21 protein-coding genes are annotated in these 22,151 nt (G+C 72.3%); 9 read left to right on the top strand and 12 right to left on the bottom strand.

Annotation, left to right across the window (positions count from 1 at the left end; genetic code table 11):
• Positions 1–53: 53 nt before the first annotated feature.
• Together AB0M73_RS28515 and AB0M73_RS28510 are read right to left on the bottom strand one after the other, a co-directional pair.
• Positions 54–3,062: a UvrD-helicase domain-containing protein gene (locus tag AB0M73_RS28515; protein ID WP_363896550.1), complete on the bottom strand. Its 3,009-nt coding sequence runs from the start codon at positions 3,060–3,062 to the stop codon at positions 54–56.
• Between the two features lie 16 nt (positions 3,063–3,078).
• Positions 3,079–4,620 carry a carboxyl transferase domain-containing protein gene (locus tag AB0M73_RS28510; RefSeq protein ID WP_363896547.1) on the bottom strand — a complete coding sequence of 514 codons (1,542 nt, stop codon included), beginning with the start codon at positions 4,618–4,620 and terminating at the stop codon, positions 3,079–3,081.
• A gap of 71 nt (positions 4,621–4,691) precedes the next feature.
• Between AB0M73_RS28510 and AB0M73_RS28505 the strand changes: the two genes are divergently transcribed.
• Complete coding sequence (locus tag AB0M73_RS28505; protein WP_363896544.1) at positions 4,692–5,576, top strand: sucrase ferredoxin; 885 nt, start codon at positions 4,692–4,694, stop codon at positions 5,574–5,576.
• On the opposite strand, the gene AB0M73_RS28500 is transcribed toward AB0M73_RS28505, so the two are convergent.
• From AB0M73_RS28500 to AB0M73_RS28490, 3 genes are all read right to left on the bottom strand, one after another.
• Positions 5,577–5,864, bottom strand: coding sequence for a hypothetical protein (locus tag AB0M73_RS28500; protein ID WP_363896542.1), 288 nt, complete (start codon positions 5,862–5,864; stop codon positions 5,577–5,579).
• A 59-nt stretch (positions 5,865–5,923) separates the two neighbouring features.
• Entirely contained in the window at positions 5,924–6,559 is a 636-nt protein-coding gene (locus AB0M73_RS28495) for a TetR/AcrR family transcriptional regulator (RefSeq protein ID WP_363896539.1), read from the bottom strand.
• A 95-nt stretch (positions 6,560–6,654) separates the two neighbouring features.
• Entirely contained in the window at positions 6,655–7,395 is a 741-nt protein-coding gene (locus AB0M73_RS28490) for an SDR family NAD(P)-dependent oxidoreductase (protein ID WP_363896536.1), read from the bottom strand.
• Positions 7,396–7,485: 90 nt separating this feature from the next.
• On the opposite strand from AB0M73_RS28490, the gene AB0M73_RS28485 reads away from it, so the two are divergent.
• Positions 7,486–7,848, top strand: coding sequence for a DUF1707 domain-containing protein (locus AB0M73_RS28485; RefSeq protein ID WP_363896533.1), 363 nt, complete (start codon positions 7,486–7,488; stop codon positions 7,846–7,848).
• 22 nt (positions 7,849–7,870) lie between these two features.
• The gene (locus AB0M73_RS28480) at positions 7,871–9,283 is read left to right on the top strand and encodes an amidase (protein ID WP_363896530.1); all 1,413 of its coding nucleotides are present in this window, start codon (positions 7,871–7,873) and stop codon (positions 9,281–9,283) included.
• Here the strand turns inward: AB0M73_RS28480 and AB0M73_RS28475 are convergent.
• Positions 9,280–10,158 carry a LysR substrate-binding domain-containing protein gene (locus AB0M73_RS28475; RefSeq protein WP_363896527.1) on the bottom strand — a complete coding sequence of 293 codons (879 nt, stop codon included), beginning with the start codon at positions 10,156–10,158 and terminating at the stop codon, positions 9,280–9,282. The genes AB0M73_RS28480 and AB0M73_RS28475 overlap by 4 nt on opposite strands.
• A 44-nt stretch (positions 10,159–10,202) precedes the next feature.
• On the opposite strand from AB0M73_RS28475, the gene dapA reads away from it, so the two are divergent.
• The 4 genes from dapA to AB0M73_RS28455 all read left to right on the top strand — a co-directional run bounded on the left by dapA (position 10,203) and on the right by AB0M73_RS28455 (position 14,274).
• Positions 10,203–11,105 carry a 4-hydroxy-tetrahydrodipicolinate synthase gene (gene dapA / locus AB0M73_RS28470; RefSeq protein ID WP_363896524.1) on the top strand — a complete coding sequence of 301 codons (903 nt, stop codon included), beginning with the start codon at positions 10,203–10,205 and terminating at the stop codon, positions 11,103–11,105.
• Between the two features lie 44 nt (positions 11,106–11,149).
• A complete protein-coding gene (locus AB0M73_RS28465) occupies positions 11,150–12,736 on the top strand; it encodes a hypothetical protein (RefSeq protein ID WP_363896521.1) in 1,587 nt (528 codons plus the stop codon).
• A complete protein-coding gene (locus AB0M73_RS28460) occupies positions 12,729–13,694 on the top strand; it encodes a hypothetical protein (RefSeq protein WP_363896518.1) in 966 nt (321 codons plus the stop codon). The genes AB0M73_RS28465 and AB0M73_RS28460 overlap by 8 nt, the downstream gene beginning before the upstream one ends.
• Before the next feature lie 121 nt (positions 13,695–13,815).
• Positions 13,816–14,274: a hypothetical protein gene (locus AB0M73_RS28455; RefSeq protein ID WP_363896515.1), complete on the top strand. Its 459-nt coding sequence runs from the start codon at positions 13,816–13,818 to the stop codon at positions 14,272–14,274.
• A 6-nt stretch (positions 14,275–14,280) separates the two neighbouring features.
• Here the strand turns inward: AB0M73_RS28455 and AB0M73_RS28450 are convergent, their stop codons facing one another.
• Positions 14,281–15,573 (bottom strand): MATE family efflux transporter, encoded by a 1,293-nt coding sequence (locus AB0M73_RS28450; protein WP_363896511.1) that lies wholly within the window; start codon positions 15,571–15,573, stop codon positions 14,281–14,283.
• A 69-nt stretch (positions 15,574–15,642) separates the two neighbouring features.
• Here AB0M73_RS28450 and AB0M73_RS28445 point away from each other — a divergent pair, with 69 nt between their 5' ends.
• Positions 15,643–16,164, top strand: a complete 522-nt coding sequence (locus AB0M73_RS28445) for a CGNR zinc finger domain-containing protein (RefSeq protein WP_363896508.1) — start codon at positions 15,643–15,645, stop codon at positions 16,162–16,164.
• A gap of 115 nt (positions 16,165–16,279) precedes the next feature.
• Here the strand turns inward: AB0M73_RS28445 and AB0M73_RS28440 are convergent, their stop codons facing one another.
• Positions 16,280–17,542: a hypothetical protein gene (locus AB0M73_RS28440; protein WP_363896505.1), complete on the bottom strand. Its 1,263-nt coding sequence runs from the start codon at positions 17,540–17,542 to the stop codon at positions 16,280–16,282.
• A gap of 307 nt (positions 17,543–17,849) precedes the next feature.
• On the opposite strand from AB0M73_RS28440, the gene AB0M73_RS28435 reads away from it, so the two are divergent.
• Complete coding sequence (locus tag AB0M73_RS28435) at positions 17,850–18,626, top strand: class I SAM-dependent methyltransferase (RefSeq protein ID WP_084578751.1); 777 nt, start codon at positions 17,850–17,852, stop codon at positions 18,624–18,626.
• A gap of 134 nt (positions 18,627–18,760) precedes the next feature.
• On the opposite strand, the gene AB0M73_RS28430 is transcribed toward AB0M73_RS28435, so the two are convergent.
• The 4 genes from AB0M73_RS28430 to AB0M73_RS28415 all read right to left on the bottom strand — a co-directional run bounded on the left by AB0M73_RS28430 (position 18,761) and on the right by AB0M73_RS28415 (position 22,077).
• Positions 18,761–19,924: an SPFH domain-containing protein gene (locus tag AB0M73_RS28430; protein WP_363896501.1), complete on the bottom strand. Its 1,164-nt coding sequence runs from the start codon at positions 19,922–19,924 to the stop codon at positions 18,761–18,763.
• Positions 19,924–20,355, bottom strand: coding sequence for an NfeD family protein (locus tag AB0M73_RS28425; RefSeq protein WP_363896498.1), 432 nt, complete (start codon positions 20,353–20,355; stop codon positions 19,924–19,926). Before AB0M73_RS28425 ends, AB0M73_RS28430 begins: the two co-directional genes overlap by 1 nt.
• A 67-nt stretch (positions 20,356–20,422) precedes the next feature.
• Positions 20,423–21,226: a DUF3097 domain-containing protein gene (locus AB0M73_RS28420; RefSeq protein ID WP_363896495.1), complete on the bottom strand. Its 804-nt coding sequence runs from the start codon at positions 21,224–21,226 to the stop codon at positions 20,423–20,425.
• 11 nt (positions 21,227–21,237) lie between these two features.
• Positions 21,238–22,077: an alpha/beta fold hydrolase gene (locus tag AB0M73_RS28415; protein WP_363896492.1), complete on the bottom strand. Its 840-nt coding sequence runs from the start codon at positions 22,075–22,077 to the stop codon at positions 21,238–21,240.
• Positions 22,078–22,151 lie beyond the last annotated feature (74 nt).

Below are 22,151 nucleotides of genomic sequence, written 5' to 3'. Positions count from 1 at the left end.
GTTCGGAAGGGACCATTCCTCCACTCCGAGTGGAGGAATGGTCCCTTCCGAACTTAGAAAAGGGTTTCTTGCTTGGGTTTGCGTTTTCTGGGGACGGGGTCGCCTATGCGGTCGGTGACGGTGGGGGCGATGGCAGAGAGGAAGGGGGAAGGGGTGGCCGGGCGGACGGTGCCCTGGCGGAGGCGGGAGGAGGCGTGGCTGAGGTAAAGGTGCTGCTGGGCGCGGGTCATGCCGACGAAGAACAGGCGGCGTTCCTCGTTGACGGCCTCCTGGTCGAGGGTCTCCCCCGGCCAACGCATGGGCAGCAGCCCGTCCTCGCAGCCGACGAGGAACACGACCGGGAACTCCAGGCCCTTGGAGGCGTGCAGGGTCAGCAGCGAGACGCGGTCGGCGCGCGGGTCCCAGGTGTCGACCTCGGCGCCGAGGGCCAGCTCGGACAGGAAGCCGGCCAGGTCGTCGCCGTGACGCAGCGCCAGCGGCATGAGCAGTTCCAGGGCGGTGAAGGAGTCCTCGTCGTCGAGGCCGTGCGCGGCCTGGCGGACCCGTTCGACGACGGAGCCGTGCAGCCCGACCAGGCCCAGCTCCCGAGCCAGGGCACGGACGCCGGGGCGATCGGTGAGCCGGTCGTGGGAGCGCTTCTGGAACGGGACACCGGCGCGGGTCAGGGCCTCCATCACGGCCCGGGCCTGGGTGCTGGTCCGGTAGAGCACGGCGAAGTCGTTGAACGACAAGCCCTGCGTCCCGTCGCCGGCCACGCGGCCGGTGTCGAGCGAGTGGAACGAGGAGCCACCCAGCAGCTGGTCGATGGTGCGGGCGACGAAGCTGGCCTCGGCCTGCTCGTCGATGGCGTGGTGCAGGCCGATGAGGGCGTGCTCGGTGTGCGAGCCGCACGGTTCGAGCGAGCGGTCCTCGACCAGCGTGGTCGGGGTGATGGCCTGCACGGCGCCGGCGAGGATGTGCTTGCCGGAGCGGTAGTTGCGGCCCAGCTGCACGCGGGTGGCGCCCGGGAAGTCCTCCTGGAACCGCAGGAAGAAACCGACGTCGGCGCCACGGAAGCGGTAGATCGCCTGGTCGGGGTCGCCGATGGCGGTGAGGTTGCCGTCGGCGGCGCACAGCAGGCGCAGCAGCCGGTACTGGGTCTCGTCGACGTCCTGGTACTCGTCGACGCTGACCCACGGCCAGCGGGCGCGGTAGTGCTCGATCAGCGAGGTGTCCCCGGCCAGCAGCTCCACGGGCATCTCGACCAGGTCGTCGAAGTCGACGAGGTCGCGGGCGCGCAGCTCCTTCTTGTACATCTCGCCGTGCTCGTCCCGCAGTTCCTGGACGACGGTCTCGTCGGCGATGCCGAACCGCGGGCTGAGGCCCACGCGGGCGTGCTGCTCACGCAGGATGCGGACGCCGAGCGAGTGGAACGTCGCCACGGTGAGGTCGTGCGCCTGCGGCCCGACCAGGGTTTCCAGGCGCTCGGCCAGTTCGGCGGCGGCGCGGCGGGTGAAGGTGATGGCCAGGCACTGCGAGGCCGGCACGCCGCGTTCGGTGACGAGATGGGCGATGCGGTGGGTCAGGGTGCGGGTCTTGCCGGTGCCGGGGCCGGCGATGATCAGCAGCGGCCCGGACGGCACGGCCGCGGCGGCCCGCTGGTCGGGGTCGAGGCCGTCGAGCAGGGTGGTGCCGACGGGTTCGGGCAGCGCCGGTTCCTCGAACAGCTCGGGCTCGACCGGCGCATCGGCCACAACCGGTGCGGCGACCGGCTTGGGCTTGGGCGGCGGGGCGAACAGGTCGTCGTCGAACAGGGAGACCGACCCGGAGGCCTTGGCCAGCTCCCCCGGCTCGAACAGCCGGATCACGCCGTACTCGCCGTCGTAGCCGGCGTCGCGGATGACCTCGCCGCGGCGCAGCCGTCCGATCGCCTCGCCCAGCAACGTGTTGGAGGCGGCGAGGTCATCCAGCGGCACGTCGTCGAGGATGCCCAGCTCGGGACCGTGGGCGGCGGTGAGGGTGGCAATCTCGGAGAGCACCTTCTTGCTCTTGGGGCCGACGCCGAGCAGCTCGCTCATGATCTCCGGCAGCGGGATGAGGCTGCGGAAGTCGACGGCGTCGGCGGGCCGGTAGCCGAGCTCGCGGTCGGCCAGCTCCTGGATGCGGCTGAGCACGCCGACGGTGAGCGGCTTGCCGCAGGCCGGGCACAGGCCGTTGTGGGCGATGGTCTCGGCCGGGCCGAAGCGCACGTCGCACTTGCGGTGGCCGTCGGAGTGGTACTTGCCCTCCTCGGGGAAGAACTCGACGGTGCCGCCGAAGCCCTCCCGGGTCTCCAGGGCGCGGCGCACGGCGAAGTAGTCCATGTCGGTGTCGAACACCGTGGCCTCGCGCCCGAGCACGGGCGGCGAGTGCGCGTCGGAGTTGCTGACCAGGGTGTAGCGGTCCAGGCCGGAGACGCGCCAGTTCATCTCGGGATCGCTGGACAGGCCGGTCTCGGCGGCGAAGACGTGGTCGGCGAGGTCGGCGTAGCAGTCGGCGATGGCGTCGAAGCCGGACTTGGAGCCCAGCACCGCGAACCACGGCGTCCACACGTGGGCCGGCACCAGGTAGGAGCCCTCGCCGCTCTCCAGGGTGATCTCCAGCAGGTCGCGGGAGTCCAGGCCGAGGATGGGGCGGCCGTCGGAGCCGAGGTTGCCGATCTTGCCCAGCCGCCGGTTGAACTCGGCGGCCGCGTCGAAGCTCGGCATGTAGATCAGGTGGTGCACCTTGCGGGTGCGGTCGTCACGTTTGTAGATCGTCGAGATCTCCACGCTGAGCATGAAGCGGACGTCGCCGACGCAGCTGGGCGGCAGCGTGCGGGCGATGTCGCGGTCGAGCTCGGGGCGCAGCCGGAACAGGCCGGGCTCGGCCGGCACGAGCGTCTCGCGCAGGTGGTCGTACCAGGCGGGGTGGGTGAAGTCGCCCGTGCCGACGAGGCTGATGCCCTTGCGCTGGGCCCACCAGGTCAGGTGCTCGAGATCGCAGTCGCGGCTGCAGGCCCGGGAGTACTTCGAGTGGATGTGCAGGTCGGCGTAGAAGCGCACCGGCTCGATCTTGCCACTAGGGCCGGGTTCCCCAGTGGGGTGGTCCCACCAACGCGGGCAGTAGCCGGTAGGCGTCGTGCACCCACTCGCACAGCAGGGCCCGGCTCTCCCGTGGGTCGATGATGTCCTGCACGCCGAAGTGCTCGGCCGTGCGGAACGGGGACATCAGGGTGGCCAGGCGGTCCTGGATGGCTTCGAGGTCCGCTGCGGGGTCGTCGGAGCGGGCGAGTTCGGCGCGGTAGGCGGCTTCGATACCGCCCTTGGCCGGCAGCGAGCCCCAGTCGCCGGAGGGCCAGGCCCAGCTGCGGGCGCCACGGTGGCGGTTGACGATGCCGGCGCCGCCGACCCCGTACACGCGGCGCAGGATCAGCTCGGCCTGCGGCACGTGGGCCTGGTAGACGGCGCTGATGGCGCGGGCGCCGGTCCGCAGGGTGCCGGCGCGTTCGGCGGCGGTGCCGATGGTCATGCCGCCCTGGTCGGTGAGGCTGACGATCGGCAGGTGGAACGTCTCGCACAGGTCCACGAGCCGGGTCAGGGCCAGCGCGCCGGCGGCGGACAGCGTGTTGCCGCGGTACGGGTCGGTGGCGACCACGCCCACGGGGTGGCCGTCGAGGCGGGCCAGCGCGGTGACGGTGGCGCCGCCGTAGTCGGCGTAGCGGAACACCGAGCTGGCGTCGAAGACAGCGTCGAGGATGGGCGCGATTCGGTACGGCCGTCGCGGGTTGCGCGGGATCGCCGACAGCAGGCTCTCGTCGGCGCGCGTGGCGGCATCTTCGCAGGTCGTGACGGGAGGCAGATCATGAACGCTGGACGGCAGGTAGGACAGGAACCGGCGGATCACGGCGAACGCCTCGGCCTCGGTGGCGACGAAGCGGTCGACGTTGCCGTTGCGGCGGTGCACGTCCGCACCGCCGAGCTGCTCCTTGTCCACGTCCTCGCCGATGCCGCCGCGCACCACGGGCGGTCCGGCGACGAACAGCTGCGCCAGGCCCTCCACCAGCACGCACAGGTGAGACATCACCGCCCGTGCCGCACCTAGGCCGACCACGGGCCCCAGGCACGCCGACACCACCGGCACCGTGGAGAGGTTGTCGACGACGTGGTCCCAGCCGGGGTTGACCGGCACGTAGCTGTAGCCGGCCTGCTCGATCATCTTCACGCTGCCGCCGCCGCTGGCCCCGTCGAGCAGGCGGATCAGCGGCAGCCGGAACTGGCCGGCCAGCTGCTCGGAGTACACCTGCTTGGCGTGGATGGCCGCGTCCCCCGACCCGCCGCGCCCGGTGAAGTCGTCCGCGCCCAGCACCACCTTGCGTCCGCCGAGCCGGGCTGTGCCGGCCACGAAGTTCGCCGGCGTCACGCTGCCGTCCGGGTTGGCGAACCCGGCCAGCGCCCCGATCTCGGCGAAGCTGCCCTCGTCGGCCAGCGCCTCGATCCGCTCGCGCACGGTCATCCGCCCACTGCCGTGCTGGCGGGCGATCTTGTCCGGTCCGCCGAGCCCGGCCGCCTGCTCACGGCGGCGTCGGATCTGGGTTACCTCGTCGGACCAATCCTCGATCATGACCGCAGCCTAGGAGGTCGATCGCCGCGTTCACGGGGTGCCGGAGATCACCCGGTTGTAGTCTTGTGAAGGTGCACGACACGTCCGGCAGCTGTTCGGCCCTGTCCGCCGCGCTGAGCGAGCCGCAGGCCGGAACCGCGTCTGTCGCAACCGGCTGGCTGTGTATCGAGCAGCCCGGCCCCTGGGGTCACGACGCCCTGCACGAGAGCCACCTCGACCATGACCTGGCCTCTGAGCTGTCCGCGCGGGCCAACGGCAGCGGTGTGCGGATCGTGCTGATCCGACGGCCCGGGGCACACGCGGACTTCCACCACGCCCAGCCCCGCCAGGTGTACCTCGCGTCCACGCGGCCCGGGGCATGCTGGCTGGAGTCGACGGTGCTGACCGACCCCAAGCAGCTGCTGGACCTGGACTTCCATGCCGCCGGCGCCGGGCAGCACGTGGGCCTGGGCAGCCGCGTCGACGAGTCGGTGCTGCTGGTGTGCACCAACGGCCGCCGCGACGTGTGCTGCGCGGTGGAGGGGCGTCCCCTGGCCGGGGCGCTGGCGGCGGCGAATCCGGGGCGGGTCTGGGAGACCACGCACACCGGCGGTCATCGGTTCGCGCCGACGGCGGTGCTGTTGCCGACGGGATATCTCTACGGCCGGGTCGCGCCGTCCGACGGGCAGCGGCTGCTCGATTCCGGCGGCGTGGTGCTGACGGGCAACCGAGGGCGTTCCTGCTGGTCACGGCCGGGCCAGGTGGCCGAGCTGGCGGTGCGGGAACTGCTGGAGGACACGGATCCGACGGCGTTGTCGGTATCCCCCGACGGTGTTGTCGTCACTCATTCGGATGGCCGGGAATGGAGTGTCACCGTGACGGAACACCCGCTGCCGCCGGCTCGCCCGACCAGTTGTGGCAAGACACCTTCGGTGCCGAGCGCCTTTGTCGCCGACACCGTTGTTCGCACCCGCTGATCAGCCGGCCCGCAACCATTCCGTTCCGCCGTCGTCACCGGAAATCCACCCGGAAGCCGTGGCCGCGTCCAGCACAAGGCGGGTCGCCTGGTCGATCGGCAGCCCGTTCGTCACCACGATTTCATGCATAATCTGCCGGGCAATGCCCATCAGGGCCGCCGCGGCCAGCAGTCGCTCCGCGGTCTCGGCATCACTGAGCTGCTGGGCGGCCGGGGAGAACACCACGTCGCCGCCCAGCACGTAGACCACGTCCACCAGCACGGACGTGCTCACCTGCCGGTCATGCACAAACGCCAGGATGACACACGAAAAGGCAAAAACAATTCGTCCAGCCGGGTGAAACGCGTTTAGGAGCATTCCTGGTCGGCGATCCCCGTATCGGCCGCGGGCGCCTTCGGGACGGCCGCCGCGAACACACCGAGACCGAGTGAATAGGGGTCGTCCAAGCCGATCCTGCGCAGCGCGTCGGGCGGCAATGCCAGAAGGGACAACGAGATTCCCAGCAGATAGGCGTCCAGCACGCCGACATCCCGGGTCGTGCTGTCCAGCCCCGCCACCTGGTGCAGTGCCACCGCCGACTCGGCATTGGCGATCGCCATTTCCCCCAGCGCCTGCCGCACTCCCGGCCGCCGCACGGCCTCCAGGTACAGCTCGGCCATGGCCAGCAGCTGCGTCGGGTCCCCGTTGACGGCGCGGTTGAGCAGCGCCGGGTACAGCTCCCCCAGCTGGCTCGGGGACACCTGCGACGGGGTGGTGCTGTGCAGCCGCTCCACCGCCGCCCGGTGCTCGTCGGCCATGCGCGCGGCCGCCGCCTCCAGCAGCGACTCCCGCGTCGGGAAGTAGTTCTTGGTCGTGCCCTGCGGCACTTCCGCCTCCCGGTCCACGGCGCGATGGGTCAGCCCACGGCCGCCCTCCCGCGCGAGAATCGCTATCGCCGCATCCCCCAGCAGTGCCCGCCTTGACCCCGGACGTCGATCAACCACATGATCACCCTAGCTGTGGTACCACGCCTGTGGTGGCCTCGACGCGCCGCTGGCCAGCAGCGATGTCGATCACGGTTTAGAGATCGCCCGCGGGGTCAGGCCGGGTCGTTGGGGGTCCAGGTACGCCCGTTGTCGTCTCCGGCCAGCCGGGCGATCAGACGGGCCGCACTGTGCTCGGGCGTGAGCAGCTCGCCCCGCTCGTGCACACCGGCGAAGTACGACCGGGTCGCCTCGCTCATCTGCGCGCTGCCCTCCTCGCGGACCCAGGTCTGCATCGAGGTGTCCACCGTGCCGGGCCGGTAGATGTTCGCCGTCACGCCGGTGTCCGCGAGCTCGGCGGCCAGGTTCACGGTGTGCCCCTCCACCGCCACCTTGGTCGTGGTGTAGATGGTGCCGCCGATCATGAAGCCGGGGTTGCCGGCCACCCCGCTGGACAGGTTCACGATCCGGCCCCAGCCGCGCTCGAGCATCCCGGACAGCACGCCGACCGTCAGCGCGATCAGCCCGGTCACGTTCAGGTTGACCGCGGCGGCGACCTCCGCCGGGTCGAGCGTCGCGGTGGGCCCGACCGGCCACGGCACGGCGGCGTTGTTGATCAGCACGTCCACCGCACCGGCCTGTTCGGCGACGGCGGCCACCTGCGTGAGGTCGCCCAGGTCGGCCGGGATCACGGTGGCCTTCGTCGACACCAGCGCGGCGGTCTGCTCCAACTGCTCCCGCGACCGCGCCACCAGCACCACGTCCGCGCCCTCGGCGGCCAGCCCCACCGCCAGCGCCCGTCCGAGCCCCCGACCCGCGCCGGTCACCAGCGCCGTCCTGCCCCGCAAACTCGTCATGTCCCGATCATGGCGTACGCCCCTCGACGTACGCCGACAAGCCGCTTCCCAACCGACGTCGCCACCCCCGCGCGCACGGAGCATGGAGGCATGACCACTCAGATGAGGGCGTCCGACCAGGACCGGGAACGGATCGTCGAGCGGCTCAACGAGGCCGTCGGCCAGGGTCTGCTGACCCTGCCCGAGGCCGAGGAGCGCATCGCCGAGACCTACAAGGCCCGGTTCCTGGACGACCTGACGCCGTTGACCGCCGACCTGCCCGACCCGACTCCCCCGAAACCCGAACGGGGCCGCCGCCGCGGACCCGGCTTCGACCCGCGAGTGCTGCCGGTGCTGCTGGTGCTGGCCGCCGTGATCGTGCTTACCCACGGCTTCGCGTTCCCGCTGATCGTGGTGGCTTTCCTGGCCATGAAGTTCGGGATGTGGCGGCATCGGCACCCTGCCCGGATGTAGGAAACGGCCCTAGGGTCGGGGCATGGACCTCGCCGACGTGTGTTTCGCCGGCGCCGCCGCCCAGGCCGAACTGCTGCGCGCCGGCGAGTTGTCGTCACGTGAGCTGGTGGACGCCACGCTGCGTCGCATCGAGCGCCACGACCGCGAGCTCAACGCCTACCGCCTGGTGTTCGCCGAACAGGCCCTGGCGCGCGCGGCCGAGGCCGACGAGCGCCGAGCCCACGGGGAGGACGCGCCGCTGCTGGGCGTGCCGATCGCCGTGAAGGAGGACCTGGCCATCGCCGGCCTGCCCACGACGACCGGCACGTACGCCGTGGACCGTACGGAGCCGGCGGACTCGGAGGTCGTGCGACGGCTGCGCGCTGCGGGGGCGGTGATCGTGGGGCGCACGCGGATGCCGGAACTGGGGCTGTGGCCGTACACGGAGTCGGCGTTCGCGGGCGCCACCCGCAACCCGTGGTCGCCCGAGCACACCTCGGGCGGCTCCAGCGGCGGGTCGGCCAGCGCCGTGTGCGCGGGGCTGGCGGGCGCGGCGATCGGCTCCGACGGGGCCGGCTCGATCCGAATCCCCGCCGCCTCGACGGGCATCTACGGCCTCAAGCCGCAGCGCGGGCGGGTGTCGCTGCACCCCAACGGCGAGCAGTGGACGGGCATGGTCGTGACCGGGCCGCTGAGTCGGCACGTGCGGGACTGGGCCCTGGTCGCCGACCAGATCCGGGGCTCGCTGCCCAGCGACCCGGTGGCCGCGATCCCGCCACGCACCAGCTTCGTCGAGGCCGCGGCGACCGCGCCGGGCAAGCTGCGCGTGGCGGTGTCGCTCAAGCCGTGGGTCGCCGGCGCGCCGGTGGACGAGCGCGTGCAGGCAGCGGTGCTGGGCATGGCGGAGCTGCTGCGGGAGCTGGGGCACGAGGTCGTCGAGCGCGATCCCACGCTGCTGGACCCGACCACGCAGCTCGCGCTGGCCCCGCGCTACCTGTCCAGCGCCGCCGAGTCCGTGGCCGCGCTGGACCGCCCCGAGGCCGTGGAGCGCCGCACCCGGCAGGTCGCCGCCATGGGCCGCGCCGTGCCGCGATGGCTGGTCATGCGGTCGCTGCGGTTCGGGGAGCGCTTCTCCCAGGTCGCCAACCAGGTCTTCGAGCACGTCGACGTGCTGCTCACGCCCACGCTCACCAAGCCGCCGATCCGCGTCGGCGAGTGGCAGGGCCGTTCCACGTTCACCGCGCTGCTGGCCGCCAACCGCTACACGGCGTTCCTGCCGCAGTGGAACATCGCCGGCAACCCCGCCGCCTCCGTGCCCGCCGGGTTCACGCCCGAGGGCCTGCCGCTGGCCGTGCAGCTGGTCGGGCGGCCCCACGACGAGTGCACGCTGCTGTCCCTTTCGTCCCAGATCGAGCAGGCCCGTCCCTGGGCCGACCAGCGGCCCTCGGGGTTCTAAAGCCCTTCGGGAACGGTGGTGCGCAGGGCGTCGGCGAAGGCTCGCACGGCCGGGTGGTCCTCGGCGCCGCTGCGGTGGGCGATGCGGGTGTGACGGCCGAGGGACAGCCGGGTCAGCGTGACGCCGTCGGGGCAGTCGACCAGCCCCAGCTCGGGCACCAGCGCCACGCCCTGACCGGCGGCGACGAGCGCGAGAACGGTGCCGAAGTCGTCGATCTGGTGCCGGGCGTGCGGGGTGAAGCCGGCGGCCTGGCAGGCGTGCACGGTCATGCGGTGGCACAACGTGCCCTCGACCGCGAGGATCCACGGCTCGTCACGGCAGTCGGCCACGGTCGCGAGCCCGGTCGAGGTGGTGGCGAGGTACATCGACTCGCGGCACAGCGGTATCACGGCGATACCAGCCTCGTCCGGCACGGGAGCGAAGTCGTAGGAGTGCACCAGCGCCACATCGAGGTCGCCGGCCCGCACCGCGTCGGCGACCTGGGCGGGATCCAGTTCCACGACCATGGGCTCCAACCCCGGATGGCGCCGTGACAGCTCGGCCAGCGCGGCCGGCACCATGGCCCGGCCGGCGCTGGGGAAGGTGCCGATGCGCAGCGACCCCGACAGACCTTGACGGGCCCCGTCGAGCTCGGCGGCGGCGCGCTCCAGCTGCGCCAACACGGCCTCGGCATGCCGGACCAGGCCGCGGCCGGCCGGCGTGAGCACCACCCGGCGGCCACTGCGGGTCAACAGCGGCACACCCGCCTCCCGCTCCAGCGCGGACAGCTGCTGCGACACCGCGGACGGCGTGAACGAGACCGCCTCGGCGACGGCGGCGATGGTGCCGCGATGGGCCAGTTCCCGCAGCAGCCGCAGCCGGCGCACATCAAGCATCAGCCCAGCTTACGTATCACCGTACAAACGCGAACTGGACCTGCATGATCGCCGCCCGCACGCTGAAGGGCATGGAAGGCATCCTCGTCCCCCTGATCACGCCGTTCGCCGCCGACGGCACCGTCGCGGCCGAGGCCCTCGCGGCGCTGGCCGACGACGTCCTCACGCAGGGCGCGGCCGGCCTCGTCGCGCTGGGCACCACCGCGGAGGCCTTCGCCCTCGACGCCGACGAGAAGCGCACGGTGCTGGAGATATGCGCGCGGGCCTGCGCCGATCACGGCGCCGCGCTCGTGGTGGGGGCCGGCACCAATGACACCCGCTCCAGCGTCGAGGCGCTGGCCGCGCATGCGCAGGTCGACGCCGCGCTGGTGCCGGTGCCGTACTACGTGCGCCCCGGGGAGGCCGGCGTCATCGCCCACTTCACGCAGCTGGCCGCCGACAGCCCGGTGCCGCTGCTCGTCTACCACGTGCCACACCGCACGGCACAGCCGCTCAGCGCCGCCACGCTGCTCACGCTCAGCCGAATCCCCAACATCATCGGGGCCAAGGTAGCCAGCGGCATGACCGAGGACGCCGTCGCGCTGCTGGGCGACTGCCCGCCGGACTTCGCCGTGTTCGCCGGGGACGACGCCTACCTGTCGCCCATGCTGGCGCTGGGCGCCCACGGCGGCATCACCGCCTCCTCACACCTGTGCACCGCGGAGTTCGCCCGGCTCGTGGCGACGTGGCACAAGGGCGACGTGGCAACCGCCCGTCCCCTCGGTCACGCCCTGGCGCGGCTGTGCACGGCGCTGTTCGCCGAACCCAACCCGACCGTGCTCAAGGGCGTGCTGCACGCGCACGGCCGCATCCCCACCCCGGACGTTCGTCTACCGCTGCTGCCCGCGAGCCCTGAGGCCGTCGGCACAGCCTGTCAATCGGTGCAACTACTCACCCGCACTGAGTAGCACCTCGCTTATGGCCGGCCCCGAGGCCGAACACGATGTGCCGCATGCGGATCGCAGTGGCTTTCGACCTCGCCGGCGGACTCGGCGCGCACCTGCTCGTGCGCGCCGCCGACGTGACGCTGGCGCGGCGGCCGGGCGGCATGGCGCTGCTCGGCCGATGGGGCGCCGGCGTCGCCGAACGCGCCGGGCTGTACGGCGCCGTGCGCACGGCCGCGACGGCACGCCGGCAGGTGCCGGCCTACCAGGCGGCGACGCAGGGAGCGCGACCATGGTCGGCCGCGACGCAGGCCGGCGGCCTACACGGATACCTGTCGGCATTGCCGGTGTTGGACAAGGCCAACTACATCGACGTGCACCCGCTGGCCGCGCGCTGCCGCGGCGGTGAGCTGCCCGAACGGGGCGTGGAGGTCGACGAGTCCTCCGGCTCGTCGGGCCGGCCCTACCAGTGGGTCCGCTCGCGGGCGGAGCTCGACCAGGTCGAGGCGCGTCTCGCCGTGCAGGCGCGCTACCTGCTGCGGTCCCGCCGCCACCGCCGCGTCGTGGTGCTCAACTGCTTCTCCATGGGCGCCTGGGCCACCGGCCAGTCCGTCACGGGCGCGCTGCGGCGGCTCGGCGTGGTCAAGTCGTGCGGGCCCGACCTGGACAAGATGTTCGCGGCGATCGACCTGCTCGGCACCGACGTCTGCTACGTGGTGTGCGGCTACCCGCCGTTCCTGGACGCGCTGGTCGCGGCGGCCGCCGAGCGCGGCGTGGACCTGTCGGCCCACGAGCTGTGGGGCTTCGTCGGCGGCGAGGGCATGACCGAGGTGCTGCGCCGGCGGCTGCAGCGCTCGTTCTCCCACGTGCTGTCCGCCTACGGCGCCTCCGACCTGGACATCGGCGTGGCCGGCGAGACCGAGCTGACCGTGGCGGTGCGGGCCGCCGCGGCCACCGACCCCGACTTCGCGCAGGCCCTGTTCGGCCACACCGGGCGGCTGCCCATGGTGTTCCAGTACGACCCGTCGACCTACCACGTGGAGGCCGTCGACGGAGAACTCGTCGTCACGGTCACGCGGCGGCTGCTGTCGCCCCGTGTGCGGTACGCCGTGCACGACGCCGGCGGCGTGCTGCGCTTCCCCGACCTGGTCGCGGCCGCGGCCCGCCACGGCATCGCCCTGCCGCTGGCCGGCGCACCGCGATTACCCATGCTCTACGTGCACGGGCGCGCCGACTCCACGCTGTCGCACATGGGCGCGAACCTCTACCCGGAGGACGTCGACGCCGCGCTCGGCACCCTGGCCGACCGCCGCCCCGACCTGGGCATCGGCGCGTTCTGCCTGGCCATGGCCGACTACCCGGACGGCACCACCGGCCCCGTGGTGCACGTCGAGCCGGACGGCACCACCGGCCCCGTGGTGCACGTCGAGGTCGCCGACGACCACGGCCGCGTCGACCCCGGCCTGCCGGCCATGGTGATGGCCGCGCTGGCCGACTGGCTCGTGCTGCACAACCGCGACTGGGCCGCCGCCGCGGCCGAGGACGACCGGGCGCTGGCCTTCCACATCGCGCCCACCGCGCCCGGAACCGGTGTCTTCGAAGCCAACGCCACGCGCATCAAGCGCCGCTACATCCTGCGAGGAGACCATGCCTGACACCGTCACCGCCGTGCCGGCACTGCACCGTGCGGTGCTCACCGCCGCACTGCGGGCCCCCAGCGCGCACAACGCCCAGCCCTGGCGCATCCGTGTCCGCGAGGACGGCGCCTACGAGCTGCACTACGACCACCACGACTACCTGCCGGCCGATCCCGACGACCGGGACGCCTACCTGTGCATGGGCGCCTTCCTGGAGACCCTGGCCATCGCCGCCAGCCGCGAGCACCTCCGCGCGGAGATCACGCCCGTGTTCGGCCGGGACGGCGCCGACCTGCACGTCGCCGATGCCCGGCTGGTGGAGGCCGGCGACGAGGTCGACCCGCTGGCGCTGCGTCTGGTGGAGCGGGCCACCAACCGCTCCACCTACACCGACGAGCCGCTGCCGACCGGCCTCGTCGACGCACTCACCGGCCTGGGCTGCATGCTGACGCCGACCGAGCAGGTCGCCCGGATCGTGCGGCGAGCGGCCGTGCTGTCCTGGCGCGACCGGCGTTTCGTCTCCGACCTGGACACCTGGGTCCGCGACGAGTCAAGCCCGGACGGCATGACCCGCGGCCAGCTCGGCCTGGCCGGCTACGAGTGGCTGGCCCTGCGCGCGGCGTTCCGTCTCGGCCGGCTGCCCGCCCCGCTGGCCACGGTGTTCTCCGGGCGCGACATCCGGCTGCTGGGCGTGGCGCCGGCGGTGGCCGTGCTGATGGCGGACTCCGACCGCCCTGAGGACCTGGTCGCGGCGGGACGGCGGCTGCTGCGGGCGTGGGTGACGATCTGCGCCAACGGCTTCGGCTACCACCCGATCTCCATCGCCATCGACCGCCCCGAGACCCGCCCCGCCATCGCCGCCCTGACCGGCGCGAAGGCCGGGGCCACCCCGGTGGCGCTGTTCCGCATCGGCCGCCCCACCGGGCCCGCCGGCCGCAGCAACCGCATCTCCCTGGCGTCGGCGCTGATCCCTTGACAGACCGAGCAGCCTGAGGGGCGAGACAATCCGGGAACGAGGCAACCAAACGGGCGAGCCGGGCGTTCACTTCCGGGCGATCGAAGTCAGGTTCGACATCGAGTCACAGGGGTGAAGAAGTATGGGACGCAAGGAAATGCTCGTCGGCTTAGTGGCGGTCGGCCTGATCGGCGGCCTGTCCGCCGCGGCGACCGCGTCGGCCGCCGCCTACGGCGAGCAGTACACGCTCACGGTGAATCCGGGTCAGGTGGCGCCCGGCGGCGACGTCACGATCGAGCTGAAGTCGCAGGACCCGCTCTCGCCCGGCTGCGACCAGGCGACCTCGCCCGGATTCGTCGCCCCGATCCCGCTCGTGCTCAACTCCCACACCGTGCACAGCGGCACCGGCAAGGTCATCGCCAAGCCCGGCACGTACACGGTGACGGTGTCCTGCTCGGCGGTCGGTTCGCTGGCGCAGACCTTCACCATCACCGGCGGCGCCACGACCACCTCGCCGCCACCGCCGACCACCGCCGCGCCCAGGCCGCACGTGAAGCCGGTCGGCGCGCCCGAAACCGGGGACGGCAGCATGGCGGGCTGACCACCGTCACGACACGGGCCGCACCATGGCCCCCGGCACGGCCCAGCGGCCGGAGCGCAGGCGGGCCATGGTGTTGGCCAGCCGGAACAGCACGAACACGGTCAGCGCCGACCAGATGCCGACCAGGCCCCAGCCCAGGGCCAGCGAAGCCCACACCACGGGCAGGAAGCCGAACAGTGCGGCGCAGAAGTTGGCCGTGCGCAGGAAGCGGGCGTCCCCGGCGCCCAGCAGCACGCCGTCCAGCACGAACACGACGCCGCCGACCGGCTGGAGCAGCACGAAGAACCACCACGCCCGTGGGATCTGGGCCAGCACCGCCGGGTCGGTGGTGAACAGCGGCGGCAGGACCGAGGCCAGGGCGGCGAACAGCGCGGCCAGTGCCAGTCCGAAGACCAGGCCGTAGCGGGTGACCTGCCAGGCCACGCGCGTGGCCCGCTCCCCGTCGCCGGCCCCGAGGGCCGAGCCGACGAGGGTCTGCGCGGCGATGGCCAGCGCGTCGAGCACGAACGCCAGGAACATCCACAGCTGGAACACGATCTGGTGCGCCCCGACCGCCGCGGCCGAGGTGTGGGCGGCGACGGCGGTGGCCGAGATCCAGCAGGCCTGGAACGCCAACCCCAGCAGCGCGACGTCCCGGCCGAAGGCCAGCTGCTCGCGTAGGGCAGCGACGCGTGGCCGCAGCGACACGCCCTCGGCCCGCAGCGCCCGCACGAACAGGCCGGCGGAGATCACCTGCGCGACGACGTTGGCGATGGCCGAGCCGTTGAGCCCCCAGCCCACGCCGTGCACCAGCACCGGGCACAGCACGGCGGACACGCCGTTGCCGGCCAGCACGTACCGCAGCGGCCGCCGCATGTCCTGCACGCCGCGCATCCACCCGTTGCCGGCCATGGTGACCAGCACCAGCGGCGCCCCCAGCAGCGCGATCCGCAGCCAGCCCACCGCGGCCGCCGCCGATTCCGGCGAACCGGCCAGCGCTCCGGCGACCGGCCCCGCCGCCAACTGACCGACCGCGAGCAGCACCAGCCCGGCCAGCACGGCGAACCACGTGGCCTGCACACCCTCGGCCACGGCGTCGGCCCGCCGACCGGCGCCGTGCAGGCGGGCGGCGCGGGCCGTGGTGCCGAAGGTCAGGAAGGTCATCTGCTGCGCGACCTGCGACAACACGATCGATCCCACCGACAGCCCGGCCAGCGGCACGACGCCGAGGTGACCGACGACGGCGGTGTCCACCAGCAGGTAGAGGGGCTCGGCGGCGAGCACGCCCAGCGCCGGCACGGCCAGTCTCAGCAGCTGCACGGCACCCTCCGGTAATGAGCACTAGGCCTTTGGGCCCCTGACGGCCGGAGCCTACGGTAAGGTCCGCCTGTGGACAACGCTGCTTACCTGGACGTCGCGCTCCGGCTGGCCAACGCCGACCTGAGCGAGGTGGACGGCCTGCGCGAGGCCCTGTACGACGAGCCGTGGTGGGCCGACCGCGTCCGCGACGAGGACCTCGCGGCGCTGCGGCCGGTGGCCGACGGCCTGCGCCGCGTGCTGGCCGCGGGCGTCGCCGCCGACCGCGTGGCCGTGCAGCGCGAGACCAACGCCCTGCTGGCCGCGCACCCGCTACGGCCGCAGTTGTCCTCGGGTCACAGCGAGAAGGAGAACTGGCACGTGCACGTGGCCGACCCCGGCCAGTCGCCCGCCACCGAGGTCGCCGCCGCGGCGGCGTGGGGCGTGGCGCAGGGCATCGTCCACTACGGACTGGAACGCTGGGGCCGCTGCGCCGCCGAGGACTGCGGCAAGTACTTCCTGGACACCTCGACCAACCGCGCCAAGCGGTTCTGCTCGCCGCGCTGCGCCAACCGCGTCCACGTGGCGGCCTTCCGCTCCCGCCGCCGCGACTGATCGACCGCCCCCCATGCAGGGAAGGACGCCTTACCTGCATGGCCGCACGCAGGTAAGGCGTCCTTCCCCGCGTTCAACGAGGGTAAGGCGTCCTTCCCTGCATAACCGGGGGCGGCTAGAGGCCGCGTTTGGTCAGCTCGTCCAGCAGCTCGCGGTCGGCCACGTGCCGGCCCTTCACGCCGTCCAGGTAGGAGTTGAACGCGTCCTGCCGGCCGGTGCGCGTGAACAGGGTGCGCAGCTGGGCCAGCAACTCCACCACCAACGCCTCGTTATGGGCGTGGGTGTCGTCGTCCAGCGCCTGCTCCACCAGACCCCGGTACACCGCGATCGCGTCACCGGGATGGTCGGCCGACCGCACGCGGGCCAGCTCCGCCCACACCTCGTCGGTGCAACCGTGCGCCACCGCGGTCTGCCACGCCGCCTCCGGCTGGTCGTCGTGGATGAGCACGCGCACCAGCACGGAGTTCGTGGCCACGTCCGAGGCGCTCTCGGCCAGCCGTCGCACCACGGTGTCGCGTTGGTCGGGCCAGCTGCCGGCGTGCTCGGCGACCGTGCGCAGCCGCAGGTAGGTGTCCATGGCCGGCTGGTTGCTGAAGATGCGCATCCGCATCGACACCGCCCGGTCGAACCAGCCCATGCGCACGCACTCGTCCACCGCCACGTCGACCAGCCGCGAGGCCACGCCGCGCCAACCGCTGGCCGACAGCCCCTGGCCCACCCACTCCAGCACCTGCTCGGAGCGCCCGGCCTCCTGCAACAACGTCGCGATGCGCAGGTAGTGCCAGCCCGAGGACAGGTCCTTGGCCAGCGCCGTCACCTGAAGCTCGACGTCGCCCAGGTGCTCGGCGAGGTCCTCGGTCACGCGCAGGACCGCCCACCGGTGCCGGTCGAAGGCCGGGCGCTGCCCGAACTCCAGCACCGGCAGCGCCGAACACAGCGCCTCCGCCGCCTCCCGGTACGCCGTCAGCCCCGTCGATCCCAGCGCGCCGGCGTAATCGGTCAGCTGGACCTGCGGCCCCTCGGGATGCTCCACCTGCAACGCCAGCAGCCACCGGGCCAGACGATGCGGATCACCCTGGTGCAGCCGGCAGGCCGTGGCGTGCGCGGACAACGCCCGCTCGGCCAGCTCCCGGATCACCGCGACGCGCTCCGGCAACCGCACCAACGCGGCGGCCAAGGCCTCCACGACGTACTCGGCGAGCTCCACGGCATCGATCGTCTTGGCCGCGCGGACCAGGCCCTCCAGCGCGGACACCACCTCGGCCAGCGCGCGGCCCGGATCGTCACCGCCCGTGAGCGCGGCCTCCACGGCGACGCGGGTGCGCACCGCGTCCCCGACCTCCTCCGCCCCCGGACCACCGGGTTGGCCGCTGATCACCGCACAATCAAACCCCACTTCACACGGCAGGTGAACGCAGTAGAACCGTTCGGAGCAGTCCGATCACCGCCCGGACGCGAAACAGCGCGGGGCGTGACCGACGGTGCCCGCCACCCGCGTCACCGCCCACCGAATTGGCGGCCACGGATCGATAGCACAGGTGCGCCGATCGTGACGCGTATTTCACGACCGGAAGAACCGTCAATTGTTGCCGTCCGGTCACGATGGTGAAGCGCATGCAACCAATTCGGCCTCATCACTCGACCGGAGCAGTGCGGCAGCATATCGGAATCTCTAGGGTTGTTCCATGCATATTCGCGTGGATTACGACGAGGGGCTGCACGCAGTCTACGAACGAGGACGCGTGCTGCCGCCGGAGACCGTCGCCACGTGGATGGCCGCCCTGGAGCGCAACGCGCCGACGCGGCGCCCGCTGACCGTGCTCGACCTGGGTTCCGGCACCGGCCGGTTCAGCGACGCCATCGCCGACACCTTCGGCGGCCCGGTCTACGGCGTCGAGCCCTCGGCCCGCATGCGCGAGGTGGCCTCAGTAGCGCACCGACATCGGGCGGTGACCTATCTGGACGGTCGGGCCGAGGCGATCCCGCTGCCCGACCACAGCTGTGATTTGTCCGTAATGTTCCTTGTCCTGCACCACATCGAGCACCCCATGCTCGGCGTGAAGGAGCTGGCCCGGGTGCTGCGCCCGGGCGCCCGGCTGTGCGTGCACAGCGGTTTCTCCGGCCAGATGCACGACCACGTCTGGTACCGCTACTTCACCCGCGCCCGCGAGGTCGACGACCTGGTCTTCCCACGCCTGGACGAGGTCATCGCCCAGTTCGCCGAGGCCGGCCTCGGCTACGTCGGGCTCGACCAGGTCGACCAGCAGGTCGCGGCCAGCCTGCCCGCCTATTTCGAGCGATTTCGACACCGTTCCTTTTCCACCTTGCAACATATGTCGGAAGAGGAGATCGCCGAGGGCATGGCCGCCATGCGCGAGGCCGCGGCGCGCGCCGAAGGCGAGCCGCCCGAGCCGGTAATCCAAACGGCGGACCTCCTCGTCCTTGAGCGTCTCGACGAGTAGTCGGACACCCACGGTCGGTGTGTCGGAAATCTCGGAAATCCGGTGCGCACGGCCGGACGGGCGAGCCCCCGCCGCTAATCCCGGAAATGCGGAAGCCCCCGAACCCGATCGGGTCCGGGGGCTTCGTCGCGCACTCAGGCGCGCGGGCCGTCCGACAACTCGGTGTAACCGCCGTGGGCCGGCGGCTCCTCCGAGGTGATCTGCGCGGCCGCCCGCTCCGCGGCCCGCACCGCGTGCGTGGCCTCCGTCTCGGCCGGCGCGGCGAACCAGTCCGCCACCGAGTCGTCCATCTCCTCGGCCGGCGGCGCGGGATCCGGGGCCGGCGGCTCGTAGCGGAAGACGCCGTCGTCGCCGGGCTTGCCCAGCAGCCGGGCGAAGCCCTCCAGGGCCTTGCCGTAGTCGGTGGGCACCAGCCACACCTTGTTGGCGTCGCCCTGCGCCATCTGCGGCAGCGTCTGCAGGTACTGGTAGGCCAGCACCTCCGGCGTCGGCCGGCCCGCCTTGATCGCCGCGAACACCTTCTCGATGGCCTTGGCCTGGCCCTGGGCCTGCAGGTAGCGGGCCGCCCGCTCGCCCTCGGCCCGCAGGATCCGGGACTGCCGGTCGGCCTCGGCGGCCAGGATCGCCGCCGTCTTGGCGCCCTCGGCCGCCAGGATCTGGCCCTGCTTCTGGCCCTCGGCCGTCTTGATCGCCGACTCCCGCTGGCCCTCGGCGGTCAGGATCATCGCGCGCTTCTCCCGGTCGGCGCGCATCTGCTTCTCCATCGAGTCCTGGATCGACGGCGGCGGGTCGATCGCCTTGAGCTCGACCCGCGCGACCCGGATGCCCCAGCGGCCGGTCGCCTCGTCCAGCACCCCGCGCAGCTGGTTGTTGATCGAGTCGCGCGAGGTCAGCGTCTGCTCCAGGCTCATGCCGCCGACCACGTTGCGCAGCGTCGTGGTGGTCAGCTGCTCCACGCCGACGATGTAGTTGGAGATCTCGTAGACCGCCGCCCGCGGGTCGGTCACCTGGAAGTACACGACGGTGTCGATGGAGACCGTCAGGTTGTCCTCGGTGATCACCGGCTGCGGCGGGAAGGACACCACCTGTTCCCGCAGGTCGATCCGCGCCCGCACCCGGTCGAGGAACGGCATCAGCAGCTTCGGGCCCGGCGTGGCGGTGGCCCGGTACCGGCCCAGCCGCTCGATCACCGCCGCCTGCGCCTGCGGGATGATCAGCACGGACTTCACCGCGATCGTCAACACCACCAGGATGATGACGATCACGACGATGATCGTGGTCACTGTCGCTGCCTCCATCAGTTCTCCGCCCACACGATTGCCGTCGCTCCCGAGATGTCCATGACGATCACCTGTTGGCCCGGCTCCAAACGCTGCGTCGGCTCGAACGCCCGAGCCGACCACACCTCGCCCTTGATGCGCACCCGGCCGCCGTGCTCGTCCACCGTGGCGAGCACCTCGGCCTGCACGCCCTTGAGCGCCTGAATGTTGGTGGTCAGGTGCTCGTGGCCCGACATCAGCCGGCTGCGCAGGATGGGCCGCACCGCGAAGATGCCGACCACCGCCGTCACGCCGAACACGATCCCGTCCACCAACAGGCTGCCGCCGATCACGTCGGCCAGCGCGGCCGCCAGCCCCGCCGCGCCCAGCATCACGAGGACGAAGTCCCCGGACACCACCTCGGCGATCACCAGCGCGACACCGAACAGGAGCCACAGCAGAGCGGCCATGCCCCCATCGTGGCAGAACCGGGCCGCCACCATCGGGCGACCACTCCGCACGTGACACGGGCGTGACCTACACCGGTTCCGTGACGAAGTCGATCAACCGCTCGACCGCCCCCAGCAGCGGCGTCTCCAGGTCCCGGAAGCCCTTCACGCCGGCCAGCACCCGCCGCCAGCCCTCGACCGGCTCGCCCCAGCCCAGCGCCTCGCAGATGCCCTCCTTCCACGGCACCCCGCGCGGGATCACCGGCCACGCCCGGATGCCGACCGAGGCGGGCTTCACCGCCTGCCAGATGTCGACGTAGGGATGCCCGGTGACCAGCACGTTCTCGTCACGGATGGACGAGACCAGCCGGGACTCCTTCGAGCCCTCGACCAAGTGGTCCACCAGCACACCCAGCCGCCGGTCGCGGCCCGTGCCGAACTCCTCGATGCGCTCGGGCAGCACGTCCACGCCGTCCAGCGGCTCCACCACGACGCCCTCGACCCGCAGGTCGTGGCCCCACACACGCTCCACCAGGGTCGCGTCGTGCAGGCCCTCCACCCAGATCCGGCTGTCCCGGGCGGTGCGGGCCCGCAGCCCGTCGACCTTCACCGAGCCGGACGCCGACAACTTCTTCTCGGGGGCCCGCTGCGGCCGGACCAACGTCACCGGCCGGCCGTCGACGAGGAAGCCGGCGGGTGTCAGCGGGAACAGCCGGCGCCGGCCGTGCCGGTCCTCCAGCACCACGTTGCCCGCCTCGAAGCGGACGACCGCGCCGCAGAACCCGGAGGCCGGGTCCTCCACGACGGTGCCCGGCTCGGCCGCGACCTCGGGGATCTCCCGGCGCTTCTTCGGTCCGGCCAGCACGTCGCGGCCGTAGTCGTGGGAACGCACAGCGCCGGACCCTATCGGGTGATGCCGATGTTCTCGTGGAGGAACTCCAGCGTGGCGGCCCACGCCGCGGCCCGGGCCTTGGTGTTGACCTCCGGCGTGCCGCCCATCTCGAACCGCACGCCCGGCCCCGGCGAGAGCGTGTCGGTGTACGGCTGCCCCGGCGGGCCGTTGAGCGGGTGGCCGGCCCCCTCGTAGATCCGCAGCTCCACGTTGTCGGCGCCGGCGGCGCTGCTGTACTCGACGCTCGGCCAGTTCTGGTCGTCGCTTCCGCACAGCATCAGCACCGGGCCGCCGATCCGCTCCACCGGGATCCGCCAGGCCGACACGTCCTCGGGCACGTCCGGGAAGGCCAGCCGCAGTCGCACCGGCTCCCGCTGCTCCACCTGGTCCCGCAGCTCGTCGCGCACCTCGTACGGCAGATACGGCAGCGGCTTGCGGCGCAGCGTCCACGACGCGGCCGGCGTGTCCAGGATGTCCAGCAGCGAGCCCCGGGTGTAGTCGATGCCCTGCGTCACCAGGCCGCCGCCGGCCACGCTGACCACCGCGCCCACTCGGTCGTCGTGCGCCCCGACCAGCAGCGCCGCCTCGCCGCCGCGCGAACCCCCGACGACGCCGATCTTGCCCGTGGCGAAGGAGGCGATCTTGTCCACCGCCGCGAAGAAGTACTCCAGCGGGATGTCCACCAGCCCCGGCGGCAGCGTCCCCGCCCCGAAGTAGGCCAGCGCCAACACGTTGTAGCCCTCCGCGTGCAGCGCCCGCGCGTCACGCTCGTGCAGGCCGCCCTCGGCACCGCCCAGCAGCAGCACGCCGGGCGCGGACACGGGTTGGGTGAGCAGGAGGCTCTCGGTCACCCGTCGAGTGTGTCGGTCCCGGCAACCAACCGATCATCGGGCCCGGCGGCGAAGGGGACCATGTCCGGAAACCG

Origin of the sequence: Kutzneria sp. NPDC051319 (genome assembly GCF_040682195.1) — a bacterium.
Taxonomy (GTDB): Bacteria; Actinomycetota; Actinomycetes; order Mycobacteriales; family Pseudonocardiaceae; genus Kutzneria.
The sequence above is the reverse complement of the archived record's forward strand: the minus strand, read 5'-3'. Positions and strand labels throughout refer to the sequence as shown.